This is a genomic window from Mycobacterium sp. pV006, assembly GCF_041287115.1.
Classification (GTDB): Bacteria; Actinomycetota; Actinomycetes; order Mycobacteriales; family Mycobacteriaceae; genus Mycobacterium.
Map to the genome: position 1 here is coordinate 221,133 of NZ_JBGGKT010000009.1, position 18,620 is coordinate 239,752.

The following is an 18,620-nucleotide window of genomic DNA, read 5'->3' on the forward strand; positions in this document are numbered from 1 at the left end:
GATCTTCACCTTTCCCTGCGGTCGATCCAGCGCTGAGCATGCGCGACGTAGTCGGCGAACCGCGGCCTGACCGACTCGTCGTCGAGTCCGAACTCCGACGGTTCAACGGCCGGTCGGGGCTCCCGGTGCTGCGCGTTGTGCGCCCACCAGGTCTGCATGCCGGACACGAACTCCTCGGTCACTTCTTCGCCCAGCCAGCCGTAGAGCGCACAAACCTCGCCGACCGGGTCGTCGGCCATGGCGCGGAAGTCGATGTCGAAGAAGCGGTGGTCGGCGTCGCCTCGCCGGAACGCGACCGCCCGCTGCATCCCCACCGACCACTGATGTGCGTTCAGCTCCCCCAGGTAGCGCCGGTCGAGGTGATCGCTGAACCCGCCGACGATGTCGGCGTACACCTCGGCGACCGACACCAGCACATCGGTCGGGTCGCGGTGGGTCATCACGAACCTGGCGTCGGGGAAGATCCGGTCCAACTCGGTCAGTGACAGCACGTGCGCCGGTGACTTCAGTCGCCACGGCCTCCTCGGCTGCCCCCATTGCAGGAGTTTGAGCACGCGCCGTTGGTAGGCGTAGGTCGACGTGAAATCGGCCCGCTCCATGAGCCATTCGGAGTAACTCGGGATGTGCGCGAAGGCCTGGAAGATCTGCGAGGTGAAGTTCAGCGCCATCAGGTCCAGGCATTCGGCGGGGCCGTCCGTCCCGGTCGGAACGTGATGGCGGCTGCCGGCCACGACCCGGTGGCCGGCCGGTATGCGGGGGTCGACACCGGTGACCGTCGACGGCGGCGGGCAGGGTCGGGCGGCTTCCCAGCTGTGCAGGTACCGCACTGCCGGGTCCTGGGCGAGCAGGAAGGACAACGCCGTGGAGCCGGTGCGCGGCAGCCCGAGCCCGAACAGCGGTGCGTCGATCGGTTCCTCGTCGATGTCAGGGTGACGCCGGTACCAGTCCTCGACCTGTAAACGCTGACAGAGGTGCTCGATGATGCGCGGATACAGGAACGCCGCGCCCCGGTCGTTGAGCCGAGCCTCCCGATCCAGCGCGCCGAGCAGGATCTCGAGACCTTCGCGGAACGTGTCGTCGCCGAAGTCGTGCAGACCGGTCTGTTCGGTTGCGGTGCACAACAGTTCGGTCGGTGATGCCACGCCGCACCTCCTCGGACGAACATTCGAGACAGTACACTGTCATCAATATGGACGCAGCGTCAAGCAACACACGGACCTACAGAAGCTCGACGCGCCGCAAGCAGGCCGAGCAGACCCGCGAGCGCATCGTGTCCGCCGGAAGTGAACTGGTACACCAGTACCGGAGTTGGGACTGGCGCGCGCTCACCTTCCGCGCGGTGGCCGAACGCGCCGGAGTCGGTGAACGTACCGTCTACCGTCACTTCCCCACCGAGCGCGACCTGCACGACGCGGTCATGCGACGGCTGGAGGACGAAGCCGGAATCGACTACGACGACGTAGATCTCGGCAACCTCACCGAGACCACGAACCGATTCTTCGCCTCGCTGCAACGGTTCACCGTCGAACGGACCGTGCTCCGACCCCAGGAGCCGGTGTTCACCGGAGCCGACGAACGCCGGCGGCGCGCGCTGCTGCGCGCCATCGGCGACGCCGCGCCGGACTGGCCGGAGCATCAACGGCGAGCGGTCGCAGGTCTGCTCGACGTGTTGTGGAACCTGCCCGCCTACGAACGCCTGGTCGACGCCTGGGATCTGACCGCCGTCGACGCATCGGAATCGCTGACTTGGCTCGTCGACAAGGTCATCGCCGCCGTCCAGGCCGGCGAGGCACCTCCGACCCGTCAGTAGTGTTTGCCCTGTGAGCTCCCGAATCGCGCGACAGGCCCGCCACACCGTCAGCCGGATACTGAAGCTCCCACCCCCGGTCTGCGACTTCGACATCCACCGCTCGATGCGGGTCCCGATGCGCGACGGCGTGGATCTGGTCGCCGACCACTACGCACCGCACACCCCCGACCCGGCCGGGACCCTGCTGGTGCGGGGGCCCTACGGGCGCGGATATCCGTTCTCGGTTCTGTTCGGCTCGTTCTACGCCGCGCGGGGCTACCACGTCGTCCTGCAGAGCGTACGCGGCACCTACGGCTCCGGCGGCGAGTTCGACCCGTTCGTCAACGAGATCGCCGACGGCGCAGACACCGCGACGTGGTTACGCGAACAGCCCTGGTTCACCGGCACTTTCGCCACCATGGGCTTGTCCTACCTCGGGTTCACCCAGTGGGCGCTGCTCACCGACCCTCCCCCGGAACTCAAAGCCGCGGTGATCACCGTCGGACCCGACGATGTCAGCGGACCCCGTTGGGGCGCAGGATCGTTCGGTCTCAACGACTTTCTCGGCTGGAGCGATCTGGTCGGACATCAGGAGGACCCCAACCGACTGCGCACCCTGCTACGGCAGGTCGGCGCGCAGCGCCGGGTCACCGAGGCCGCCCTGCGCCTGCCCCTCGGCGAGGCCAGCCGCGAACTGCTCGGCGACAACGCGCCGTGGTTCGAATCGTGGCTCGACCACCCCGACCGTGACGACCCGTTCTGGACGCACGTGCACCTGCGCGACCGATTGGGACGCACCGAGGTGCCGGTGCTGCTGCTGACCGGATGGCAGGACCTCTTCGTCGACCAAACCGTCGAGCACTACCGCATGCTCTCCACCCGAGGCGTACCCACCGGCCTGACGGTCGGGCCGTGGACCCACGGCCAGCTGATGACCAGCGGAGCTCCGACGGTGCTGCGGGAGTCGCTGGACTGGTTGGCGACCCACCTGGGCGGCGCCGATCCGTCCCGCACGGCCCCGGTGCGCATCCACCTCGCCGGCCGCGGCTGGATCGAGCTGCCGGCCTGGCCACCGGTTATGCCCGAACAAGTGCTGTACCTGCACCCCGGGCGGCGGCTTGCGAGCACTGTGCCCGAAGCGGGTACCTCGGCGACGTTCGTCTACAACCCCGCCGACCCCACACCGACCGTCGGCGGGCGACTGCTCTCCCCCGCGGGCGGCTACCGCGACGACACCGAGTTGGGCCGCCGCGCCGACGTGCTCACCTTCACCGGTACCCCGCTGCCGGCGGATCTGTGTGTCGTGGGCCGACCGGTGCTCGAGATCGAGCATTCGTGCGACAACCCGCACAACGACCTGTTCGTCCGTATCAGCCAGGTCGATCGTGCGGGCGCGTCCCACAACGTCAGCGACGGGTATGTCGCCTCGGCCCCGGACACGGGTGTCGTGCGCATCGAACTCGACCCGGTCGCGTGGACCTTCCCCGCCGGTTCCCGGATCCGGGTCATGGTCGCGGGCGGATCCCATCCGCGGTTTCTGCGCAACCTCGGAACGGGTGAACCCGTCGCCACCGCGACCACGGTCCGCACGGCGCGACACACCGTGCATCTCGGCGAGGCGACCCGCCTGGTGCTGCCCGCCGGACCCGAGCCCCCGTCAGCCGACTGAGACGCGCACCTGCTCGGCGATCGTCTCGAGCGCGTCGGCGCGATGGACCGGCGCACCCCATTCGGGGTCGACCGGCAAGGTGACCCAGCTGCTGCAGCCCCGATGCTCGGCGGTGCGTTGCAGACGTAGCGGTTCGAGCAGCGGCGCCGCAGACACCACCAGCGCTGCCAACCGGTGCCGGGGACGGAAATCCAGGCGATCCGCGCGGATGGACTCGTCGGTCCAGATGTGGTGGGCGGCGATCGCATCGAGGTTCTCGGGCCGGCGGACCTCGACCGCGGCGACCACCCGGGCGCCGGCGCGCAGCGTGACCGTGTCGTCGGTGCTGTCTTGCGCGGCGGCGGCGAGCAGATCCCGATGCTCGGGCCGGACGCGGGGCGGGTGACTGTGCGCGACGGTCGGGAACAGCAGGAAGCGCGACGCGGCGACCTCGAACCGCTTCTCCCCGATGCCTCCCTTGCGCAGGAGCACTGTCTGGCGCCCGGCGAGCAGCGCGTGGATCGCCGCGCTCCATTCCTTGAGGGCGGGCTGGGCGACAGGTGGGGTCATGGCGAACTCATGCGGGCGCGTACCTCCGGGCGCCGTAGCGGCGGAACGGTTTTCGGGGGTTGGCGCCGCGGTGGCAGTCCGGCCAGCAGCCGCCGCGTCGACGCGGCGACTTCGGCCACGGCCGTTTCGAACGCTTCGGAGTTGTGCTCCGTCGGCCGGGTGATGCCGCTGACCTTGCGCACGTACTGGCGTGCGGCGGCCTCGACCTCCTCGTCGGTGGCCGCCGGTTCCAGCCCGCGCAGCTCGGTGATGTTTCGGCACATGGGATCCACGATAGGGCGACACGGCCCGGGCCGATACGGTGAGCGGGTGAGCCAAGACGACATCCTGCTGATCGACACTCGAGACCGCGTCCGGACGCTGACGTTGAACCGGCCGCAGGCCCGCAACGCGCTGTCGGCGGCGTTGCGTTCGCAGTTCTTCGAGGCGCTCCGACAGGCGCAGGCCGACGACGACGTCGATGTGGTGATCGTGACCGGCGCCGACCCGGTGTTCTGCGCCGGTCTGGACCTCAAGGAACTCGGTGACACCACCGAGCTGCCCGACATCTCGCCGAAGTGGCCGCCGATGACCAAGCCGGTGATCGGCGCGATCAACGGCGCGGCGGTGACCGGTGGGCTGGAGCTGACGCTGTACTGCGACATCCTGATCGCCTCAGAGCAGGCGAAGTTCGCCGACACGCATGCCCGGGTCGGGCTGCTGCCGACCTGGGGCCTGTCGGTGCGGCTGCCGCAGAAGGTCGGCGTGGGCATGGCCCGGCGCATGAGCATGACCGGTGACTACCTGAGCGCAGACGAAGCGCTGCGTTGCGGCCTGGTGACCCAGGTGGTGCCGCACGACCAGCTGCTCGACACCGCGCGTCGGATCGCGGCGTCGATCGTCGGCAACAACCAGAAGGCGGTGCGGGCGCTGCTGGCCTCGTACCACCAGATCGACGAGACGCAGAACGGCGCGGCCCTGTGGCAGGAGGCCGCTGCGGCCCGCGTCTGGATGAGCAGTACGTCCGGGGATGACATCGCGGCCAGTCGCGGTTCGGTGATGGAGCGCGGCCGCGACCAGGTTCGGCCATAGGACCCGGCCGCGACCAGGTGCGCTGACCCCCGTTTCGGCGACCGCGCGTGTCTGCGCCGCGCCACGCTGGTAACGGGCACCAATTTGCGCGCGCTCGTCGCCGTTGACAGCACCCGGGAGGTACACGGCACCCTCGAAGCATGAGTGACGAACCGGCCCCGGCCGTCAACCATCACGGCGATCACCCCGGCTTCAGCGGCCTGACCGGCACCCTGTGCGCGCTCATTTTCCTGCTCACCGGGCGGCGCTCCGCCCGGCTGGCCGCCGACCTGACCGGCGTCACCGCTGACGACCGGGTCCTTGACATCGGCTGCGGACCCGGCGTTGCCGTGCGGGAAGCGGTCCGGCGCGGTGCGCACGCCACCGGCGTGGACCCGTCGACGTCGATGTTGACGATCGGTCGCGCGGTGTTCGGCCGCGCGGGCATCAACCTCGTCGAAGGCGGAGCCGAGGCGCTGCCGGTGCCCGATTTCTCGGCGACCGTGGTGTGGGCGTTGGCCACCGTGCACCACTGGCCTGACGTCGAATCCGGCCTGGCCGAAGCACATCGGGTCCTGCCCCCTGGTGGCCGATTGCTCGCGGTCGAGCGGAAGAGCCCAGCCGGTGCGACCGGATACAAGAGCCACGGCTGGACCGACGCGCAGGCGACCGCCTTCGCCGATCTGTGCCACGCCGCCGGATTCAGCGGCGTCACCGTCGGCTCCGAGCGTATGGGGCGACGCGACGTCTGGGCGGTCACCGCGGTCCGATCGTGACGGGGCGCGCGCTCGACGGCCACGAGCGCGCCCAAATGCGGCCCAGATCGCGGCGTGTCGCCCAGCAGACGCGCGCGGTCGCCGAAACCAGGTGACCGGCCCGACTAGGTGACGGTGCCCGGGACGAGCCAACGGCCGGAGAGCACCCGCCAGCCGACGAAGACCAGCCGCAGCACCATGAAGGTGCTCAGTCCGGCCCAGATCCCCAGCAGCCCCCACCCGAACGCCAGAGACAACCACACCAGCGGCAGGAAGCCCAGCAGAGCGCTGGCCAGCGTGGCGTTGCGCATGAACTTCGCATCCCCGGCTCCGAGCAGTACCCCGTCGATGGCGAAAACGACTCCTGCGACCGGCAATTGGGCGACGAGGAACCACCACGGCACCGAGATCTCGTCGAGCACCGAACGGTCATCGGTGAACAGCGCCGGCACCACCGAGGCGCCGAGTGCGAACAGCGCCGCCAACACAGCAGCAGCCACGGTGGAGAACACCGTCACCCGCCACGCCACCGACTTGGCGTGCACGAGCTGCCCAGCACCGAGCGCGGCGCCGACGAGCGACTGCGCGGCGATCGCCAACGAATCGAGCACCAGCGCCAGGAAGTTCCACAACTGCAGCACCACTTGGTGCGCGGCGACCGCTGGCGCCCCGAACCGGGCGGCCACCGCCCCGGCGGAGACGAAGCACGCCTGGAACGCCAGCGTCCGCATCACCAGATCGCGCCCCATCACCACCTGCGCGCGCAGCACCGAAAGCCGCGGTCGCAGTGCGACCTTCTCCACGAGCAACGCCCGGAAGAAGAACGCGGCGGCCAGCCATTGTCCGACGATATTGGCGACCGCCGAACCGGTCAACCCCAATTCGGGCGCGCCGAGTAGTCCATACACCAGAAGTGGGCACAGCACCGCCGACACCGCGAAGCCGAACACGACATAGTGCAGCGGACGCACCGTGTCCTGCACGCCGCGCATCCATCCGTTACCGGCGGCCGCGACCAGGATCGCGGGCACGGCCAAGCTTGCCACCCGCACCCACGGCAGCGCCGCGTCGGCGATGTCACCGCCGGCGGCCAGCGCCGAGACCAACGGCACGGCGGTCAGTTGGACCGCGACGACCACCGCGGTACCGATCCCCAGCGCCAGCCAGGTGGCCTGCACGCCCTCCTCGACAGCGGCAGTGCGGTTACCGGCGCCGTAGAACCGTGCGGCGCGCGCGGTGGTGCCGTAGGACAGGAACGTCAACTGCGAACTCAGGACGCCCATGATCAGCGCACCGATCGCCAGCCCGGCGAGGCTGAGCGCGCCCAGACGACCGACCACGGCGAGGTCGAACAGCAGGTAGAGAGGTTCGGCCGCCAGCACTCCCAGCGCGGGGAAGGCCAACGCAGCAATCCGCCGACCGGTGGCCGGCGCGGTCGGATCAGTCAACGCGCTGTCGGAGCGGGTCAGTCGAGCGCACTGCGCAACGCGGCGACGACGTCCTCGGCAGTGCCCAGCGCGGTGTACCCGGCAGCCAGCCGGTGCCCGCCGCCGCCGAAGGTAGCGCCGACGGCGGAAACATCGAGATCTTTCGAGCGCATCGACACTGACCACTGTTGCGGCGCAGTCTCTTTGAACACGGCGGCCACTTCGGCCTCCTGAGTGGTGCGCACGATGTCGACGATGCTCTCGACCTCCTCCGGGCGCGCAGCCGACCATTCGTCGTGCGGCACCATGGCGTAGACCAGGCCGCGGCCGCCGGCGGCGTCGGCCGCCAGGCGCGCCGAACCCAGCACCCGCGACAGCATCGGCAGCCACGCGAACGGATGGCTGTCGAGCAGCGTGCGGCTGATCCCGGCGTTGTCGACACCGGCCTCGACCAGCCGGGCCGCCAACCGGTGCGCCCGGGCACTGGCCCAGCGGAACGATCCGGTGTCGGTGGTCAGCCCCGCATACAGGCAGTGCGCGACACCCACGTCGAACGGCTTGCCCCACGCATCCAGCAGATCGGCGACCAGCATCGTCGTCGAATCGGCTTTCGCATCGACGAAGTTGGCGGTGCCGAACAAGGTGTTGGAGGTGTGATGATCGATGACCAGCACCTGGCGACCGGGCCGGAGCAGCTCACCGAGGGCTCCCAGACGGTTGACACTCGGGATGTCCACCGTCACCACGAGGTCGGCGTCGCGCCGCATCCGGTCCGGCGGCACCAGCAGATGGCAGCCGGGCAACGTGTAGAGCGATTCGGGCAGTGTCTCGGGCGCGGCGAAGCTGACCTGCACCTCACTGCCGACCTGCTCAAGCACCTGGGCCAGGGCCAGGCCGGCGCCGATGGTGTCCGCGTCGGGGAACACGTGGCAGACCACGCTGACGCTGGTCGCAGCTGAAAGCAGCCCAGCAGCCCCGCGCGCGTCCACGCGGGTACCCACAGGTCCGACCACGGCTGCATCAGCCGTCGGTTCGATCGCCGTCATCGCTGTCCTCGAGATCGCGCCTAGGGGCCCCCTCCCCGTTTGCATCAGTCAACACGGTACGGGTCGATCCGGCAGGCCGATAGCGCACCCTCCTGACCACGGACGACGCACCGGTGGCGTTGGTTGCGGTTGTGGTGATCCGGTTGCAGACTCAACCGGTGTCGGCGCTGCATTTCATCTCGGGACTACCGCGGTCGGGCTCCACGCTGCTTGCGGCACTGCTGCGGCAGAATCCGAACATCCATGCCGGGATGTCAGGGCCGCTGGCGGGCCTGTTCGACGCCCTGCTGTCCAACATGAGCGCGAGAAACGAGTTCTCGGTGTTCTTGGACGACGCCAAACGCAGGCGCCTCCTGTACGGGCTGTTCGACAGCTACTACGCCGATTGCACCGCAGGCGTCATCTTCGACACCAATCGGAGCTGGTGCGCCCGGATGCCGGCGCTGGCAGAGCTTTTCCCGGAGTCCAAGGTCATTGCGTGCGTGCGGGAACTGCCGTGGGTCATCGACAGCATCGAGCGGTTGGTGCAGCGCAACGTGTTCAGCCCGTCATCGATCTTCGACTACAGCCCCGGCGGCACCGTCTATACCCGGGCAAGCCAGGTCGCCGGCCAGGACGGGATGGTCGGCGGGCCCTACGACGCACTCAAGCAGGCGTGCTACGGCGCTCAACGTGACCGCCTGCTGGTGGTGCAGTACGAGACGCTGACCACCGAGCCCGCCAAGGTCATGCACGCCATCTACGAGTTCATCGGTCAGCCGGCCTTCGAGCACGACTTCACCTCGGTCGACTACGACGTCACCGAATTCGACGAACGCGCGGGAACACCTGGACTGCACACCGTGCACGGAGAGGTCAAGGCCATACCGCGCGACACCGTGCTTCCCCCTGATCTGTTCGATCGCTTCGTCCACGATGCTTTCTGGCGCGACGAGGCCAGGATCCCCGACGGTCTACGGGTCGTCTGAGAGGTCGAGCCGAGCCTGGAAGAGGGGGACGGACCCGCTGGAGCGGGCCCGTCCTCATCGCCTGGTCACCTACGGATTGTCGGTTCCGTTTGTTCCTGTCACGTTCTGGTCGGTAGCCGGCCCGCTCAGGGTGACGTTCGCGGCGGCGCCTCCCGTGTTTCCGTTACCGCCCAGGCCACCCGTGCCGCCGGTGGCCGACGAGTCCGTGACCGCTGAGGCCGCGGACGTCGACGTGACGGTGGCAGCCGCGCCTGCCCCGCCCTTGCCGCCGGTGACACCGACACCGCCGTCGCCACCGAACGCTCCACCGCCGTCGACCTTGCCGCCGCCGGACGCGGTGACGCTGGCAGCGCCACCGGCGCCGCCGAGGCCGCCGAATTCGTCTCCTGCGCCCGCGTTGCCACCCTCGGCTCGCGCGCTGACCGCCGAGCTTCCGGCGCCTCCGGCGACGTTGATGGTGGCTGTGCCGCCGACCGCGCCGGTCGCGCCGGCACCACCGGTCACGGTGCCGTCGGTGACCGAATCGTTGTTGCCGCGGGAGTTGATGGAAGCACCGCCACCGGCACCGCCGTTGACGCCGTTCTGACCCGCTCCGCCGGCACCGCCGGTCACCGTGCCTCTGGAGTGGCTGTTGAAGCCCGTGCCGTTGCTCAACTGGCCGGATCCGATGGTGGCTCCGCCGCCGTTACCACCGGTCACGCCGGAACCCGTACCGCTGCCGCCGGAACCGCCGGTGGCTGTTCCACCGGCAGTCGAGTTGAGGCCGCCCGAGGAGTTGCCGCCCGAGCTGATCTGAGCCCGGCCGCCCGCCGCACCGATTCCGCTGCTGGAACCCGCGCCGCCGGTGCCGCCATAGCTGTAGCCGTCAGCGGACGAACCCGTGCCGACGGAGATGATCGTGCCCACGCCGCCGACGCCGCCCTTGCCGCCGCTGGTCGCATTACCACCGGCCCCGCCGCGGGCGAAGCCGCTGGAGGTGCTGTTGTCGCCGCGGCCGGAATACAGACCGGTGTTGATGTAACCGCCGGCGCCATTGCCACCGACGCTGCCCGAGCCGTCGCCGAAACCGCCGGCCCCGCCGAGCGCGGTACCGCTGGCGTGGCTGCCTGCGCGCTGCGCCGCGATCTGGCCCAGGGCTCCGGTGCCACCGGTACCGCCGTTGAGGCCAGCGCCACCCGTACCGCCGGTGGCAGCGCCTTCGGCGCTGCTGTTCACCGCTGTCGCGGTGATGACCGCGTTACCGCCGTTCCTGCCAGTGCCACCGGTGCCGGCTCCGCCGGCGCCGCCGGTTGCGTCGCCGGTCGCCGTACTGCCGGCGGCCGAGGCGTTGACTGTTCCGTTCCCGCCGGCGCCGCCGGTTCCCCCATCGGTACCTGCCCCGCCGGCACCACCTGTGGCGGCAGCGTCGCTGACGGTTCCGCCACCGCTCGCGGTGAGGTTGCCATTGCCGCCGACGCCACCGACACCGCCGTCGGCGTCACCCGCTCCGGCTTCACCGCCGGTCGCGTCGGATCCGGTCACCGAACTGCCCGCGCCCGAGGCCGTGATCACAGCCTTGCCGCCGGCGGCCGTGTCGGAACCGTCGCCGCCGGCCGCGGTGCTGTCGACGACGGTGGCACCGCTGCTGACGGTCACGGTCGCGCTGCCACCGGCCTTCCCGGATCCGGCGTCGCCGCCGGTGGCGGTGGTGCCGCTGACGACGGTCCCGGTGACCGAGTTCCCGGTGACCGAGATCGCAGCGCTGCCGCCCACTCCGTCCGCCGTGCTGGCACCGGCGATCGCCGAGCTGTCGGTGACCGTGCCGCCGTCGGTGGTGATCTGTGCGGTGCCGCCACCGGTCCCGGTGATGCCGTGCGCGCCCGAGGCGGTGCTGCCCGTCACGGAGTCACCCGCACCCCTGACGACGATCTTCCCCGAGCCGCCGACGCCGCCGTTGACGCCGCCCTGTCCTGCTCCACCGTCGCCACCGGTCACGGTGCCTTCGGCGGTGTTGTTGACCAGGGCCCCGGAGGAGGGTCCCGCGCTGACTACAGCCTGACCGCCGGCCCCGCCGACCACCCCGGCACCCGTGCCGGTGCCGCCGTCGCCGCTGGTGGCAGTCCCGCTGGCGTGGGATCCGCCACCCATCGCCACCACCTGTGCGAGCGACCCCGCACCGCCCTTGCCGCCGGCGGAACCCGCACCCCCGGCGCCGCCGTAGGTGGAGCCGCTGGCCGTGGAGTTGTCCCCGGTGGCGAGCACGACCGACATGCCTCCGACACCGCCGGTGCCCCCCGTGGTCGCGCTGCCACCGGCACCGCCGAGGGCGTACCCGCTGGCGCTGCTGCCGGCTCCGCCCGCGTAGTAACCGGTTTGGATCCAGCCGCCGCTGCCGTTTCCGCCGGTGCTGCCGACACCATCGCCGAATCCGCCGGCACCGCCGATACCTGTGCCGGTCGCTGTGCTGTTTATCCGTTGAGCGAATATGCCGCCCTGAGCGCCCGCACCCCCGACGCCGCCATTGGTGCCGGTGCCGCCGGCACCGCCGACACCCGTGCCGTTGGCCTCGGCACCCGATGCGGTGGCCGAGACCTTGCCTTCGCCGCCGGAACCGCCGGTGCCGCCGTCGATGCCGACGCCACCCGCGCCACCGACCGCGCCGTCACCTGTCGCCTCAGCGTGTCCACCGTGCTGGGACAGCACATAGCCGCGGCCACCGGCACCGCCGGTACCCGTGCCGACCGCATTTCCTCCGACACCGCCTGTCGCTGCACCCGTGGCATAGCCGTCGGGATCGGCTGCCCAGACCTCGCCGTACCCGCCGGCACCGCCGATACCGCCTGCGCCAGCCGCCGTGCCGTCACCGCCGAGGCCACCGGCGGCACCGGTCGCCGTCGCACCCTCGACAGCGCCGCCGCGATCGGCACCGGCCAGGGCCTGTCCGCCGGCACCACCGGTACCGCCGCGCGTGTTGTTCACCAGATCGTTGCTGCCGCCGTCACCACCGGCACCACCCGTCGCGGAGCTGTCGGTAACCGTGCTTCCGGCCGCACCCGCGTAGTCGTAGACGCCGACCCAGCCCTGACCGCCGGCGCCACCGTCACCGCCCTTGCCGACACCACCGGCGCCACCGGTCGCGACGCCCCCAGACGTCGCGCCATTGAGCCCGGTGACCTGCGCCGAACCACCGACACCACCGGTGGCTCCGTCGGCGATGGCCGCACCGCCGGCACCGCCGGTGGCGTCGCCGTCGGAGCTGCTGCCGGCCCCGACGGTCAGGATCAGCCCGTAACCGCCGCCCCCGCCGGTGCCCCCGTTGCTGGCTTCACCACCGGCGCCGCCGGTCGCCGTGCCCGCCGACGTGCCCGCGGAGGCCTGGACCCAGGCACCGGCACCTGCGCCGCCGCTGCTACCGAGCCCGGTAGCCGAACCACCGTCGCCGCCGGTGCTGTCGCCGTCGGCGTGGCCGCCCGCACTGGAATTCGTGACACCTTCGCCACCAGCACCGCCGGTCCCGCCGTCGACCCCAGCGCCACCGGCGCCACCAACGCCGCTGCCACTGGCAGAGCTGCCGGCATCGACAGCCTTGACACCGCCGATTCCACCCGCACCGCCGGTCCCGCCGTTGCTGCCGCCGGCCCCGCCTTCGCCACCGGTCGCGGTGCCGGAGGCAGTGCTGCCGGCTCCGTCGGCCAGGACAACCGCCCCGCCCCCGGTTCCGCCCGTACCGCCGGCGGATGTCGCCGTTCCCGCTCCGCCGGCACCACCCGCACCACCGGTTGCGGTGCCGGACGCCGTGCCGCCGTTGCGCTCTTCGATGCGGGCACCACCGCCACCGCCGCCGCCACCGCCGCCGAATCCGCCTGCGCTCGCCGTACCTTCGGCGCCCGCGCCGCCGGCACCGCCCTCACCGGCGGTCGCTCCGGTACCGAAGACGGCACCGGCGCCGCCGGTACCGCCCGCGCCGCCAGAGGCGCTGATGCCGCCGAGGAGTCCGCCCAGACCGCCGGCGCCGCCGGTTCCGCCCGCACTTCCGTTGCCCGAGGTCGAGTCGCCGAACACGCCCTGGGCACCGTCTCCGCCCTGGCCGCCGACGCCGCCGTTGCCGTACTGGCCGGCGTTGCCACCGTCGCCGCCTCTGCCGCCGGGCCGGGTCGGGTCGTCGCTGTCCCAGCCGTCGCCACCGGCACCGCCGTCACCGCCGCTGCCCTCCGCACCGTCTGCCCCCCGCGCACCGTCGGAGCCGCCGGTTCCGCGAGTACCCCGCACACCGGGTGTGCCGCCGAGCGCCGCGTCACCCCGGTTGCCACCGTCGCCGCCGCGGCCGCCGTCCGGAACTGCCGACGTGCCCGCGGTGCCCGCACCGCCGTTACCTGCGTTGCCGCCGTCACCACCGGCGCCGCCCTCGCCACCGTCGCCCCTGGCTGCGGTGGTGGGGATGAAGAAGTAGAGCCGGCCCTGACCTGCGTTTCCGCCGTCACCCCCGGCGCCGCCCTCGGCGCCGTCTCCACCGTTACCGCCATGTCCGCCGCCGAGGGCACCATCGGCACCGTCGTAGCCGTTGCCGCCCCTGCCTCCGACGCCACCAGCGCCGCCGGCCCCTGCTCTGCCCAGGATCCATCCGCCGTCGCCGCCGTCGCCGCCGTTGCCGCCCTTACCACCGGCGGTGGCCGCGGTCGTCGCCGTGCCGTCCTGTCCGTCTTGGCCGTTCGCACCGACGCCGCCGGCACCGCCTTGGCCGCTGATCAGACCACCTCGACCGCCGTTGCCGCCGGCTCCGGCGTTAATCCAGAGCACCCCGGCCCCACCGGCGCCACCGTTGCCGAACCATCCGGCTGAGCCACCGTCACCACCGTTGAAGCCGTCGCCGCCGTTACCGATGAATCCGCCCTTGCCGCCGATGCACGCCAGCCCGACGTTGCAGGTTTCGGCGGTCCAGCTGAAACCGTTGCCGAACAAGATGCCCGCGTTCGGGTGTTCTGCGGTGCCGTCACCGATGAGCAGCAGGTAGCCGATCCAGATCTGGAAGGGCTTGTCCGCCGCTGCGGTGGAGAAGTTGTCGACCAGTGTCTGTGAAGCGATATCGGAGGTCGGCTCTTCGAGCTCACGGCGAGCTGCGCCCATCGTCGCGGCCAGCAGAAGCGACTGTGCGCCCGGGGAATCCGTCGGGGTTCCGTCCGAGAATTCCGAATCGGCGCCGACGACGACAGCCACGACCGGCACTGCGTCCTTTGGAATGACTTGTGCCAAAGCGTCTGTCAGCGGCACGCTCACCACAGGCAGCACGACCCCCGTGGATTGTTGGGCGGGGGCCTCGTCGGCCACATCGATTTGCGCGGTCGAAGTACTGCCATTCGGCGACGCCGGCGTCCACTGCCTTTCAAACTGCGATGACGGCGAATCATGTTGAGCGCGTGACCCGTACGCCCCTGTTCCGCGGGTCTTGGTCGAGGCGGCCGCGGGATCCCCGTCGCCCTCGCCCGGCCGGTCACCGCCCTGCGAAGGGCCATCGCCGGCGGCAGGATCCTGGTCGACCACCGGGTCGCCGGGCGCTTCGCTCGCCGGTTCGCCGTCGTCTTCAACGACGGTGTCGGCATCGTCGGCATCGGATTGGGCTCCGTCGTCGCCGGGCCCTGTCGAGTCCCCGGAACCGGCACCCGACAACGAGCCCGATCCGGCGGCGGGCGAACCGAGGTTCTTCGCCGGCGACGGCGTGTGCCGCCTCTCCGAGGAGCCCGCCGGGCCCGCTGAGCCCGTCGTACCCGTTGTGTCTGCAAGTGCTGCCGGCATGAACGCGGTCACCGCCGCGCCCACTCCCAACGCCACCGCCAGTGCGCCGACGCGGCCGACGTACCTGGACGAGGCACTGGGTTTCGTCATGGCGTGTCTGGGCGAGTACTTCGCCGATGAATGCTTCGACATGGCGTACTTCGGTTTTTGCGCAGCATTCATCACCAAATGTCCCCGTCCGTGAGTGCCTGGGCCCCGTCAGCGCTCTTCCTCAGACCTGCGAGAAACTTGACAGGACGTCTAAAACGTGGCAAACGTAACACCGGCACGGCAGAAAGTCATCAGGAATTGACTATCACGCCAAAAATTTTCGGGACGATGCGTCGCGCAAATCTCAGATGAACACTTCTAACTGCGAATATGCATACATTGACCCTTGTCGCCGCTAACCCTCATCGACGCGTCCCGGCCGGCCACTTCAAGGCGGATAGCGCGAAAGCTACCGGGCGTGCAGAACAAGCAAAGTTGACGAGCGTCGGGTTCAAGATTCGTCACGATGGGGCGGAATCAGCGCTCGAGCGCGCAGCCTCGCGGTAGGGGTCCAGCAGGAATCGCCCCGGAGATCCTCGCCGGGGCCCGAGTCAGCAGCTCACATCCGGTGCGCAGCGTTCGGCGCCCCAGCCCGCGCGAACGCCGGCGTCGGCGTGCAACGGACACCGAGGCTTGCGCCCACGATGGGACGCAACACCCCGGTAACTTTGTCCAGCAGCCGCGCAGGCGGCCGCGGTCAGGATTCGTCGCGCTCGGCGGAATCAGCGCTCGGCGGCGCGGCCTCGCGGTACGGGTCCGCTTCTCCCGCGGGAACCGCACCCTCCCGGATCCTCGCCACATCCTCATCCGCGGCGCGGGCCCGGGCGAGCAGTTCCTCCATCCGGTGCGCGGCGTCGGGCACCGTGTCCCGGACGAACGCCAGCGTCGGCGTGAACCGGACACCGAGGTTCGCGCCCATCTTCGAGCGCAACACCCCGGTGGCCTTGTCCAGCGCCGCCGCGGCGGCCTCGTAGTCGGGCTCCTCGTCGAGCGAGGTGCCCATCACCGTGTAGTACAGCGTGGCGTCGTGCAGGTCGTTGGTGACCTTCGCGTCGGTGATCGTCACGCCGGCGAGCCGAGGATCCTTGATCTCGTACTCGATTGCCGACGCGACGACCGTGCTGATGCGTTTGGCCAGCCGACGCGCCCGGGCCGGATCAGCCATCTAGACCCGTTCCTTCTCGACCAACTCGTAGGTCTCGATGACGTCGCCTTCCTTGATGTCGGAGTACGTCAGCGTCAGACCGCACTCGTAGCCCTCGCGGACCTCGGTGACGTCGTCCTTCTCCCGGCGCAGCGACGAGACGGTGAGGTTCTCGGCGACCACCACGTTGTCGCGCAGCAACCGCGCCTTGGCGTTGCGGCGCATGATCCCCGACTGCACCAGGCAGCCGGCGATGTTGCCGACCTTCGACGAACGGAAGATCGCGCGGATCTCGGCGCGGCCGAGCTCCTTCTCCTCGTAGACCGGCTTGAGCATGCCCTTGAGCGCGGCCTCGATCTCGTCGATCGCCTGGTAGATGATCGAGTAGTAGCGGATCTCGACGCCCTCGCGGTTGGCCAGCTCGGTCGCCTTGCCCTCCGCACGCACGTTGAAGCCGATGATGATCGCATCCGAGGCCGACGCCAGGTTGACGTTGGTCTCGGTGACACCACCGACACCGCGGTCGATGACCCGCAGCTGCACCTCGTCGTCGATCTGGATGCCCAGCAGGGCCTCCTCGAGCGCCTCGACCGTACCGGCGTTGTCGCCCTTGAGGATCAGGTTCAGCTGGCTGGTTTCCTTCAGCGCCGAATCCAGATCCTCGAGGCTGATGCGCTTGCGGCTGCGTGCGGCCAGCGCGTTGCGCTTACGCGCGCTGCGCCGGTCGGCGATCTGCCGGGCGATGCGGTCCTCGTCGACGACGAGGAAGTTGTCACCGGCGCCGGGCACCGACGTGAAACCGATGACCTGGACGGGCCGCGACGGCAGCGCCTCGGTGACGTCCTCGCCGTGCTCGTCGACCATGCGGCGCACACGCCCGTAGGCGTCGCCGGCGACCACCGAGTCGCCGACGCGCAGCGTGCCGCGCTGGATGAGCACGGTGGCTACCGGACCACGGCCGCGGTCGAGGTGCGCCTCGATCGCGACACCCTGGGCCTCCATGTCGGGGTTGGCCCGCAGGTCCAGCGACGCGTCCGCGGTCAGCACGACCGCTTCGAGCAGCGCCTCGATGTTGGTGCCCGCCTTGGCCGAGATGTCGACGAACATGGTGTCGCCGCCGTACTCCTCGGGGATCAGGCCGTACTCGGTGAGCTGACCGCGGATCTTGGCCGGGTCGGCGCCTTCCTTGTCGATCTTGTTGACCGCGACCACGATCGGCACCTCGGCTGCCTGCGCGTGGTTGACCGCCTCCACCGTCTGCGGCATGACACCGTCATCGGCTGCGACCACCAGGATCGCGATGTCGGTGGCCTTCGCACCGCGGGCACGCATGGCGGTGAACGCCTCGTGACCGGGGGTGTCGATGAAGGTGATGGGCCGCTCGGTCCCGTCGAGGTCGACGGCCACCTGGTAGGCGCCGATGTGCTGGGTGATGCCGCCGGCCTCGCCCTCGCGGACGGTGGCGTTGCGGATCGTGTCCAGCAGTCGGGTCTTGCCGTGGTCGACGTGACCCATCACGGTCACCACCGGCGGCCGGTACTCGAGGTCCTCTTCGCCACCCTCGTCCTCGCCGTAGGTCAGGTCGAAGGACTCCAGCAGCTCGCGGTCCTCGTCCTCGGGGGAGACGACCTGCACCTTGTAGTTCATCTCGCTGCCGAGCAGCTCGAGGACGTCGTCACCGACGGACTGCGTGGCGGTGACCATCTCACCCAGGTTGAACAGCGCCTGGACCAGCGAGGCCGGGTTGGCGTCGATCTTCTCGGCGAAGTCGGACAGCGATGCGCCACGCGCGAGCCGGATGGTCTCGCCGTTGCCGTGCGGCAACCGCACACCACCGACAACCGGGGCCTGCATGTTCTCGTATTCGGCCCTTTTCGCGCGCTTCGACTTGCGACCACGCTTCGGGGCGCCGCCGGGACGACCGAACGCGCCGGCCGCGCCACCGCGCTGACCGGGACGGCCACCACCGCCGGGACGACCGCGGAAACCACCACCGGCCGGTGCGCCGCCACCGGCACCGCCGCCGCCGCGGTAGTTTCCACCACCGCCGCCGGGACGACCTGCGCCACCGGGCGTGGGACGGGGACCGCTACCGGGACGCGGACCGCCGCCGGGACGGGGGCCGCCACCGGGAACCGGCCGGGCGCCGGGCGGGCGCGGCGGCATGTTGCCGGGGGTGACGCCGGGACGCGGACCACCACCGGGACGCGGACCGCCGGGTCCGGGGCGGGGACCCTGAGGCCTGGGGATCGGCCGTTCGACCGGTTGCTGAGTGGAGAACGGGTTGTTGCCGACACGCGGGGTACGCGCCGCGGGTCGCGGGGCACCGGGCTTGGGAGACGGCGGACCGGGGCGGGGCCCCGGCGCGGGACCGGGTCGCGGGGCGGCCGGGGCAGCCGGTGGCGCAGCAGCGGCCGGGGCCGC

At 70.7% G+C, this 18,620-nt stretch carries 14 protein-coding genes and 1 pseudogene; 6 read left to right on the top strand and 9 right to left on the bottom strand.

Annotation, left to right across the window (positions count from 1 at the left end; all coding sequences use genetic code 11):
* Positions 1 to 5: 5 nt before the first annotated feature.
* Positions 6 to 1,142 (bottom strand): sulfotransferase, encoded by a 1,137-nt coding sequence (locus ACAG25_RS16075; RefSeq protein ID WP_370489453.1) that lies wholly within the window; start codon positions 1,140 to 1,142, stop codon positions 6 to 8.
* Between the two features lie 47 nt (positions 1,143 to 1,189).
* Between ACAG25_RS16075 and ACAG25_RS16080 the strand changes: the two genes are divergently transcribed.
* Complete coding sequence (locus tag ACAG25_RS16080; RefSeq protein WP_370489454.1) at positions 1,190 to 1,810, top strand: TetR/AcrR family transcriptional regulator; 621 nt, start codon at positions 1,190 to 1,192, stop codon at positions 1,808 to 1,810.
* 10 nt (positions 1,811 to 1,820) lie between these two features.
* Entirely contained in the window at positions 1,821 to 3,458 is a 1,638-nt protein-coding gene (locus ACAG25_RS16085; protein ID WP_370489455.1) for a CocE/NonD family hydrolase, read from the top strand.
* On the opposite strand, the gene ACAG25_RS16090 is transcribed toward ACAG25_RS16085, so the two are convergent.
* A complete protein-coding gene (locus ACAG25_RS16090) occupies positions 3,447 to 4,007 on the bottom strand; it encodes a DUF1802 family protein (RefSeq protein ID WP_370489456.1) in 561 nt (186 codons plus the stop codon). The two genes, ACAG25_RS16085 and ACAG25_RS16090, sit on opposite strands and share 12 nt — an antisense overlap.
* A complete protein-coding gene (locus ACAG25_RS16095; RefSeq protein WP_370489457.1) occupies positions 4,004 to 4,270 on the bottom strand; it encodes a DUF2277 domain-containing protein in 267 nt (88 codons plus the stop codon). The genes ACAG25_RS16090 and ACAG25_RS16095 overlap by 4 nt, the downstream gene beginning before the upstream one ends.
* 46 nt (positions 4,271 to 4,316) lie before the next feature.
* On the opposite strand from ACAG25_RS16095, the gene ACAG25_RS16100 reads away from it, so the two are divergent.
* Together ACAG25_RS16100 and ACAG25_RS16105 are read left to right on the top strand one after the other, a co-directional pair.
* Positions 4,317 to 5,078: an enoyl-CoA hydratase gene (locus ACAG25_RS16100; RefSeq protein WP_370489458.1), complete on the top strand. Its 762-nt coding sequence runs from the start codon at positions 4,317 to 4,319 to the stop codon at positions 5,076 to 5,078.
* Positions 5,079 to 5,218: 140 nt separating this feature from the next.
* Positions 5,219 to 5,833 carry a class I SAM-dependent methyltransferase gene (locus ACAG25_RS16105; protein WP_370489459.1) on the top strand — a complete coding sequence of 205 codons (615 nt, stop codon included), beginning with the start codon at positions 5,219 to 5,221 and terminating at the stop codon, positions 5,831 to 5,833.
* Positions 5,834 to 5,937: 104 nt separating this feature from the next.
* On the opposite strand, the gene ACAG25_RS16110 is transcribed toward ACAG25_RS16105, so the two are convergent.
* Complete coding sequence (locus ACAG25_RS16110) at positions 5,938 to 7,260, bottom strand: MATE family efflux transporter (RefSeq protein ID WP_370489460.1); 1,323 nt, start codon at positions 7,258 to 7,260, stop codon at positions 5,938 to 5,940.
* Between the two features lie 17 nt (positions 7,261 to 7,277).
* Positions 7,278 to 8,285: a bifunctional oligoribonuclease/PAP phosphatase NrnA gene (locus ACAG25_RS16115; protein ID WP_370489461.1), complete on the bottom strand. Its 1,008-nt coding sequence runs from the start codon at positions 8,283 to 8,285 to the stop codon at positions 7,278 to 7,280.
* A 113-nt stretch (positions 8,286 to 8,398) separates the two neighbouring features.
* On the opposite strand from ACAG25_RS16115, the gene ACAG25_RS16120 reads away from it, so the two are divergent.
* Positions 8,399 to 9,253, top strand: a complete 855-nt coding sequence (locus ACAG25_RS16120; protein WP_370489462.1) for a sulfotransferase — start codon at positions 8,399 to 8,401, stop codon at positions 9,251 to 9,253.
* 69 nt (positions 9,254 to 9,322) lie between these two features.
* On the opposite strand, the gene ACAG25_RS16125 is transcribed toward ACAG25_RS16120, so the two are convergent.
* On the bottom strand, positions 9,323 to 14,446 hold the full coding sequence (locus ACAG25_RS16125) for a PE family protein (RefSeq protein ID WP_370489463.1): 5,124 nt from the start codon (positions 14,444 to 14,446) through the stop codon (positions 9,323 to 9,325).
* A 373-nt stretch (positions 14,447 to 14,819) separates the two neighbouring features.
* Here ACAG25_RS16125 and ACAG25_RS16130 point away from each other — a divergent pair, with 373 nt between their 5' ends.
* Positions 14,820 to 15,206, top strand: coding sequence for a hypothetical protein (locus ACAG25_RS16130; RefSeq protein WP_370489464.1), 387 nt, complete (start codon positions 14,820 to 14,822; stop codon positions 15,204 to 15,206).
* A gap of 408 nt (positions 15,207 to 15,614) precedes the next feature.
* Here ACAG25_RS16130 and ACAG25_RS16135 read toward each other — a convergent pair.
* The 3 genes and pseudogenes from ACAG25_RS16135 to infB all read right to left on the bottom strand — a co-directional run.
* A pseudogene (locus ACAG25_RS16135) lies at positions 15,615 to 15,716 on the bottom strand (ribosome-binding factor A); the annotation flags it as partial.
* A gap of 33 nt (positions 15,717 to 15,749) precedes the next feature.
* On the bottom strand, positions 15,750 to 16,217 hold the full coding sequence (rbfA, locus tag ACAG25_RS16140; RefSeq protein ID WP_370489465.1) for a 30S ribosome-binding factor RbfA: 468 nt from the start codon (positions 16,215 to 16,217) through the stop codon (positions 15,750 to 15,752).
* Positions 16,218 to 18,620: translation initiation factor IF-2 (gene infB, locus ACAG25_RS16145; protein WP_370489466.1), on the bottom strand; the 2,403-nt coding region annotated here is incomplete at its 5' end.

Coding starts and splice junctions, on each gene's coding strand:
- ACAG25_RS16080 (WP_370489454.1), top strand. CDS start 1,190: ATGGACGCAGCGTCAAGCAACACACGGACCTACAGAAGCTCGACGCGC.
- ACAG25_RS16115 (WP_370489461.1), bottom strand. CDS start 8,285: ATGACGGCGATCGAACCGACGGCTGATGCAGCCGTGGTCGGACCTGTG.
- ACAG25_RS16095 (WP_370489457.1), bottom strand. CDS start 4,270: ATGTGCCGAAACATCACCGAGCTGCGCGGGCTGGAACCGGCGGCCACC.
- rbfA (WP_370489465.1), bottom strand. CDS start 16,217: ATGGCTGATCCGGCCCGGGCGCGTCGGCTGGCCAAACGCATCAGCACG.
- ACAG25_RS16105 (WP_370489459.1), top strand. CDS start 5,219: ATGAGTGACGAACCGGCCCCGGCCGTCAACCATCACGGCGATCACCCC.
- ACAG25_RS16090 (WP_370489456.1), bottom strand. CDS start 4,007: ATGACCCCACCTGTCGCCCAGCCCGCCCTCAAGGAATGGAGCGCGGCG.